Source organism: Fulvivirga kasyanovii, from assembly GCF_009711405.1.
Lineage (GTDB): Bacteria > Bacteroidota > Bacteroidia > Cytophagales > Cyclobacteriaceae > Fulvivirga > Fulvivirga kasyanovii.
In genome coordinates, this window is record NZ_SMLW01000354.1 from 1 (window position 1) to 6,765 (window position 6,765).

Below are 6,765 nucleotides of genomic sequence, written 5' to 3' on the forward strand. Positions count from 1 at the left end.
TTATTACTATACCATAAAAGCTGTCCAATATCCTACCGGCAATTATTACAGACGTATTGACTCAACCTTTGTCGTAGAACGGGAGCTTACCACCGGCAAGTTGAATGCAAAGATATGTATACGTGCCACAACCTATATTGATAAGTCTACCGAAAGGGAATGGGTTAAACAGGAGTATGTAAATGAAACGTTTGATTATGCAAATTTCCTGCTCAATAAAAAGATCAAATACCTTTACCCGGAATGGTTTCAAAATATAAATGATCCTTCCATACAGCTTGATATGTTGTATGAAGGGCTTATTGTCCAATTGAAAAATTATAAGGTGGTGCTTATGGATGCTGATGATATTGAGCCCTATGCACCATGGATAAATGAGTCGCTGGAGCTTGAAAGAAGCTACGAGCAGAAGTACCCGAAAGAGAAGTTTAATTTTGTAACCGTCGAAGCCTTTGTGAGTGATGATAAGTACACATTTTTTATGATCAAGTCTGAATTTGATGTAGAAATACTCCGGTCTGTTTTGGTCATGGAGACCAACCGTTTTAAATTGCTACAGGTAGAGATTGAAGAATAAATTTAGCCGGTTTTAGTGACAAACAATTTTATAACCAAAGCACCTGATAATCATCATTTGTCCACGCTGGTGGATTATTATTTCTATATCAATATCCCGGTGGAGGATTTGATACTTGCCGAGGAATATGTTATTCCTTTCCCCAGGATCACTTTTGGGTATTTTTTTGATCATCCTTTTTTGGTAACCAATCATGATTTGGGAGAATCCCGAACTGTTAAAATGGTAATATCAAGGATATCTGCCCATAACATAACTGTGAAGCCTCAAACGGACAGGGTGAAGATAATAGGAGCACATGCCAGGCCGCATATACTGGCACACCTTACCGATGAGCCGATAGAGGAGATGGACTGGTTGATAAACACTCAGGAACTGTTTCAAAATAAAGCCATGGGATTTCAGGACGAAATTGAAAATTGCGCTACTCCGGATCAGATGTTTAAAGTGATCGAACAGACTTTTCTTGACAGTTTATTGGTAAAGGATCTTTCCATTATTTCAGGAGCCCTGGAGGTAATTGAAGAATACTCTGGCGAAGTAAGCCTAAAGCAAGTGGCGAGTAAACTTAAAGTCACCGACCGTACTTTACGCAGTTGGTTTCATAAGTCAATTGGCTGCGCTCCAAAAGAGTATATTGACCTTGTCAGATTAAAATGCGCTATTTATAAAATGAAATTCTCAGATAGTACACTTACTAATATTTCGCATGATAGTAGTTATTGTGACCAGGCTCACTTTATTAAGACTTTAAAACGCATTACAGGCAAATCCCCAAAACGGCTAAGGAAAGATATGCCGGACTTCCGGTTTTTACAATTTTAGCGTCCTGCTGCATGCTAAATTTGAGTAAGTTTTTTAAGTATTCCAACTATCAAAATTTAGCACATGAAACGCAAAAATCTTATAAAAACTCATCTTGCAGCCACTACTGTTGCGACTATTACCATTGTGATGTTCTTTTCCGTGTCGTTGGTGGCTGAACTGCACGGGGATGAAGAATTGATCATAAGCGTCAAAACCGGTATTTTCAGATTTCTGCCGCTACTTTTGTTTTCCATGCCGGCACTGGCGATCAGCGGCAATAAGCTGGCGGCAGCATCCGATAATGTGCTGGTAAAGCAAAAAAAGCAACGAATGAAAATAGTTATGGTCAATGGGATTGTCCTGGTTACACTAGCAGTTTTTCTTTATTACCGGGCTAACTATCAGTCTGTAGATCAGGTTTTTATGTATGCCCAAATAGCCGAATTATGTTTTGGTCTGTTCAATTTGATCCTGATTGGTATGAATATATACTCCGGGTTAAAACTTTCGGGGCGTATGGGCCAATTGGCTTAAGCAAGTGTTTGCTGTGCCACTTGAACTTGTTTAAAATCCCTTACCTTTGCCGTTTAATATAATTTTATGGCAGGAAAGGATATTCAGGAAGGATTAAAGCAGTTGCTGGTGCTGTTGGAGCAGGAAAAGGAAGAGGATTTACTCCAATACAAACGCAAAATGATAGGGACCTCACTGGCTGAGCGCCGGAAACAGGGCGTTTGCTGGTATCCCGTAAATCTGGAGAAAACAAAATTTGACAGTGGTGACCGTCTGCTTGTAAAGGTATCACGCCCTCCTGAACATACCGATTCGCACCTCTTTCAATCGGGTAAGCTGGTTAGTCTGTTTTCCAATGCCTACAGCAATGAGGAATCCCGCGATGCCGTAAATGGTGTGGTAAACTACGTCAGTAAGCAGGAGATGCTCGTTACTTTAAACAATAATGATATTCCCGACTGGATTCACGATGGACAACTGGGCGTGCAGTTGCTCTTTGATGAAAATGCCTACAGGGAAATGGAAAAGGCCGTTAAACATCTGATCAAAACCAAGGATGAGCGGCTGGTCGAGCTAAAGAAAATACTTCTTGGAGATAGTGAAGCCAGGTTTGAAAGCAGGAAAACGGTTAAAATCGCTGGTTTGAATGATAGTCAGAATGATGCCTTGAATAAAGTGCTGAGTGCCTCTGACGTAGCTATTATCCACGGCCCTCCGGGTACAGGTAAGACCACCACGTTGATTCAAGCCATTCTGGAAACCCTGAAATCAGAAACGCAGACACTGGTTTGCGCCCCAAGCAATGCCGCTGTAGACTTGCTGGCAGACCGGTTGGGAGAGCAGGGCATCAATGTGCTTCGCATCGGACACCCTGCCCGGGTAACGGAGGAAACCCTGAGCAAAACCCTGGATGCACGCATTACGCACCATCCTGATTATAAAACATTGAAGTCCCTTCGCAGGCAGGCTGAGGAGTATAAAGCGATGGGACAGAAGTATAAGCGCAATTTCGGCCATTCGGAGCGGGAGCAGAGGAAGCGGTTGATGGCAGAAGCGCGGGAGTTGCGCCATGAAGCTGAGCACCTGGAGTTTTTCATCATGCATGACATCATTGCCCGGTCACAGGTCATAGCCTGTACTATGGTGGGTGCCAGCAATTCGGTGCTCAAAGGCATGAAGTTCGATACAGTATTTATTGACGAAGCTGCCCAGGCTCTGGAGCCGGCTTCCTGGATACCCATTATCCGGTCAGAGCGGGTGATCTTCGCCGGAGACCATTGCCAGTTGCCACCAACGATACGATCACTGGAAGCTGCCCGTAACGGATTAGAAGTAACGCTTTTTGAAAAGGCTATCAAAGGCAATAAGGCGGATGTAATGCTGAAAGAGCAGTACCGGATGAATGAGGCTATCATGAACTTCTCAAGCCGGATATTTTATAAAGATCAGTTGGTAGCCAATGAGGCAGTAGCCCACTGGAAGATATTCCCTGAAGACTTGTCTGTAGAGTTTATAGATACAGCCGGATGCGGCTATTTTGAAGAGGTAGACCCGGAGACCCGAAGTTCTTTCAATAAAGAGGAGGCGCTATTGCTGCTCAAGCATTTTAAAGATTATGTAGAGCAGGTTGAAGCACTAGGTAAATGGAATGAAGTGGCAGATATAGGTGTTATAGCCCCCTATAAAGCCCAGGTTTCCCTGCTTCAGGACATGATGATGCAACCGGGAGCGTTGGAAGAGCATATTCAGGGTAAACTTGGCGTGAACACTGTGGACTCATTCCAGGGGCAGGAACGGGATATTATTTACATCTCCCTGGTGCGATCCAATGAAAAAGGTGAAATAGGGTTTCTTTCCAACACCCGGAGAATGAACGTCGCTATCACCAGGGCAAAAAAGAAACTCGTGATCATCGGTGACAGTGCCACCATCGGCCAACACGAATTCTATGCCGCCTTCCTCTACTATGTCAATGAAATCGGCGCTTACAGGAGTGCTTTTGAGTTGATGTATTAGAAGTTTGTGAAGTAGCGTACCCGGGATGTCTATTGTCCGGACATTAGTTTTTATAGCCAGGTTTATGGGGTGGGACTTGTATAGCTTTACTAATCCTTAAAGGCTTAGTAAAGCAGGTGTTAAGAAAATTCAGGTTTCCGAAGCACCTTAAAGCTTCGGAAACCTGATTATACATAAGATCAATAATCCTTGATCGATTTTTCGTAGTCTTTGATCTGCTGGTCAATCACTTTCTTGTCGCCTACGATAACGAGTGTCATATCTTCGGGCTTGATATATTTTTGCGCCATTTCCTGGACCTTTTCCGGGGTAACAGCATAAATGTTCTTCACCTTGTTGGTGAGAAATGATTCATCAAGATCATAAATGTCAAGGTAAACAAGCTGGCCGATGATGCCGGATGGTGTAGAGTTTTGTAACACAAATACCCCGGCCTCATAGTTCTGGATACCTTTCAATTCCTCCTTCGAAGGAGCTTCCTTTTGCAGCCTGTCAATTTCCTTGGTGATCTCCTGTAGTGAAGGTCCTGTAAATTCGGTGGTCACATCAGCCTGTTCATACCAGATGGCAGATTTATACCTGTCGTTGATCGTACTGAAGGGTGAATAGGTGTATCCTTTATCTTCACGAATGTTACTGGTGATCCTGGAGCCAAACGACCCGCCGAGCAGGGAGTTCATCACATCAAGAGCGATATAATCTGAGCTTGACGGGTCAGGTACAGGCAGTCCGATCATGATGGTAGATTGAGGGGCGTCAGGTCGGTCCAGAACAGTAACTTTGCCGCCCTGACTTGGGGTAGCCGGTGTGTACTCTGGCGCAGGGCCTTTCTTCCAGCCAGCAAAAGCTTCTTTTACTGCCTTTTCTACAGCAGCGGCATTAAACTTACCGGCTACATACACCGTGGTGCGTTGGGCACCGAAGTGTTCATTGTAGTGCTCTTTGACCATATCAACACTATAGCTGCTGATCATGTCTTCTGACGGATAGATCCTGCCATAGGGGTGATCAGGATAAAGCTGGGCATAAAATGCCTTGCTCGCCTTGGGTTGCGGACGTGACAAGGTAACGCTGAGCTGCCTTTTCATGTCGTTTTTCAACCTGTCCATTTCGCTGGCAGGAAACTTGGGGTTCTTCAATACATCAGCCATAACTTTTATGGCTTCCGGTGTAAACTCATAAAGTACCGAAGATGACAGTGAAGTGGTATGCGCACCTACACCGATGTTGAGGTTGCCACCCATTCCTGCCATTTTATCAGCTATTTCCTTTGAAGTCATGCTGGTGCTTCCTTCTTCCATCAGGTCGCCTACCAGATCTGCCAGCCAAACCTCGTTTTCGCCTTCATGGATATTTCCGGTTTTCACCGTAATGTTGATCGTGGCCTTAGGTACGGCACCATAAGGGACCATGACCAGTTCCAGTCCGTTATCCAGCTTTACAGTTTGTCTGTCGGGCAGAGCAAAATCTTTGGGCTGGCCACCGGGAGGAGGCGTTTCCTTTTCCTGTGCGAAAGCGGTAAAAGTGAGTAATAGTAATCCGGTAATATATATTCCTATTGTTTTCATAGCGCTTATTTTTCAGTTTTAGCCAGAGGGTTGACAGTTAAAATGGTTCTGTTGGTACTTCTCAGGTACTCTTCAGCCGTTTTCTTGATCAGTTCGGGAGTTACTTTCTTAAATTCGCTCTCCAACTCATTGATCTTTGCCGGGTTGTCCTCAAACAGGGCAAAAGAAGCCAGCAAGTCGGCCCTTCCCAAACCAAACGATCCGCCGATATTGTCATATAGCTGCGACCTCATCTTAACAATAGCCTGGTCGATCATTTCCTGGCTCACGCCATCCGTCACATTACTGATCACCTGATCCACGGAAGCCATGATGGAATCCTGAGGAGTGTCATTGTCATAGGTCAGGTTAAACATCCACAGCATAGGGCCATTGTAGTTAAACATATTGCCCAGATAGTTGATGCCACCGCTTACACTTGAGGTATAGCCTTTGTCTTTTACCAGTTCCCTGGTGAGCAAACTGTTGTCGCCTTGTACCAGTATCTGATCAAGCAGGCCCATGGCGTAATATTCGGGGGTATTTTTTTTGGGCATTTTGTAGGCCACTGCAATAGCTGGCTTATTGGCCAGTGCGTCATCCTTAACAAATTTCTTTTCCTGGGTTTGCTTGGGTTCAGAGATGTCCGGTAAAGCAGGTAATTCTGAAGAGGGGATAGGGGCAAAGTATTTTTCGATCCACTGCTTTACTTCTTCGGTTTCAAAGTCACCTACCACGGCCAAAGCAGCGTTATTGGGAGCATAGTAAGTGTCAAAAAACTTCTGAACATCTTCAAGATTGGCGGCATCCAGATCTTCCACGTCGCCATAGAAGTTGTGTGCATTGTACCAGTTTTCATTGGCATATTGCGGCATATCCAGCCATGGAAATCCACCGTAGGGCTGGTTCAGTACATTTACCTTTACCTCATTTTTAACTACGCCCTGCTGATTGGTGAGGTTTTCCTGGGTTATGTCCAGTCCCTTCATTCTGTCCGCCTCTGCCCAAAGCATGGTTTCAAGTTTATGGGAAGGCACTATTTCGAAATAGTTGGTAAAATCAAAACGTGTGGAGCCATTTAACACACCTCCGTTTTGCTGCACCAGCTTTATAAATTCCATTTTTCCAAGGTTTTTGGAACCCTGGAACATCATGTGCTCGAAAAGGTGGGCAAACCCGGTCCTGTCTCGTGGCTCGATCCGGAAACCTATGTTATAGTAAACAGCAACAATTGCTGTGGGCGCGGTTTTGTCTGGGGATAATATAACCTTAAGCCCGTTATCCAACTTGTAGTATTCTACAGGT

The 6,765-nt window shown here is 44.5% G+C and carries 6 protein-coding genes; 4 read left to right on the forward strand and 2 right to left on the reverse strand.

Annotated elements, in window-relative coordinates:
- From E1163_RS30385 to E1163_RS03700, 4 genes are all read left to right on the forward strand, one after another.
- The coding region (locus E1163_RS30385) for a hypothetical protein (RefSeq protein WP_185155949.1) at positions 1-577 on the forward strand (577 nt) is incomplete at its 5' end.
- A gap of 15 nt (positions 578-592) precedes the next feature.
- Entirely contained in the window at positions 593-1,402 is an 810-nt protein-coding gene (locus tag E1163_RS31505) for a helix-turn-helix domain-containing protein (RefSeq protein WP_155169572.1), read from the forward strand.
- 63 nt (positions 1,403-1,465) lie between these two features.
- A complete protein-coding gene (locus E1163_RS03695) occupies positions 1,466-1,918 on the forward strand; it encodes a hypothetical protein (protein ID WP_155169574.1) in 453 nt (150 codons plus the stop codon).
- Positions 1,919-1,984: 66 nt separating this feature from the next.
- The gene (locus E1163_RS03700; protein WP_155169576.1) at positions 1,985-3,913 is read left to right on the forward strand and encodes an AAA domain-containing protein; all 1,929 of its coding nucleotides are present in this window, start codon (positions 1,985-1,987) and stop codon (positions 3,911-3,913) included.
- Positions 3,914-4,092: 179 nt separating this feature from the next.
- On the opposite strand, the gene E1163_RS03705 is transcribed toward E1163_RS03700, so the two are convergent.
- Both E1163_RS03705 and E1163_RS03710 read right to left on the reverse strand, forming a co-directional pair.
- Positions 4,093-5,481 carry a M16 family metallopeptidase gene (locus E1163_RS03705; RefSeq protein ID WP_155169578.1) on the reverse strand — a complete coding sequence of 463 codons (1,389 nt, stop codon included), beginning with the start codon at positions 5,479-5,481 and terminating at the stop codon, positions 4,093-4,095.
- Positions 5,482-5,486: 5 nt separating this feature from the next.
- Positions 5,487-6,765, reverse strand: a 1,279-nt coding sequence (locus E1163_RS03710; RefSeq protein ID WP_155169580.1) for a M16 family metallopeptidase, incomplete at its 5' end; no start/stop codon positions are given.

Coding starts and splice junctions, on each gene's coding strand:
- E1163_RS03700 (WP_155169576.1), top strand. CDS start 1,985: ATGGCAGGAAAGGATATTCAGGAAGGATTAAAGCAGTTGCTGGTGCTG.
- E1163_RS03705 (WP_155169578.1), bottom strand. CDS start 5,481: ATGAAAACAATAGGAATATATATTACCGGATTACTATTACTCACTTTT.
- E1163_RS03695 (WP_155169574.1), top strand. CDS start 1,466: ATGAAACGCAAAAATCTTATAAAAACTCATCTTGCAGCCACTACTGTT.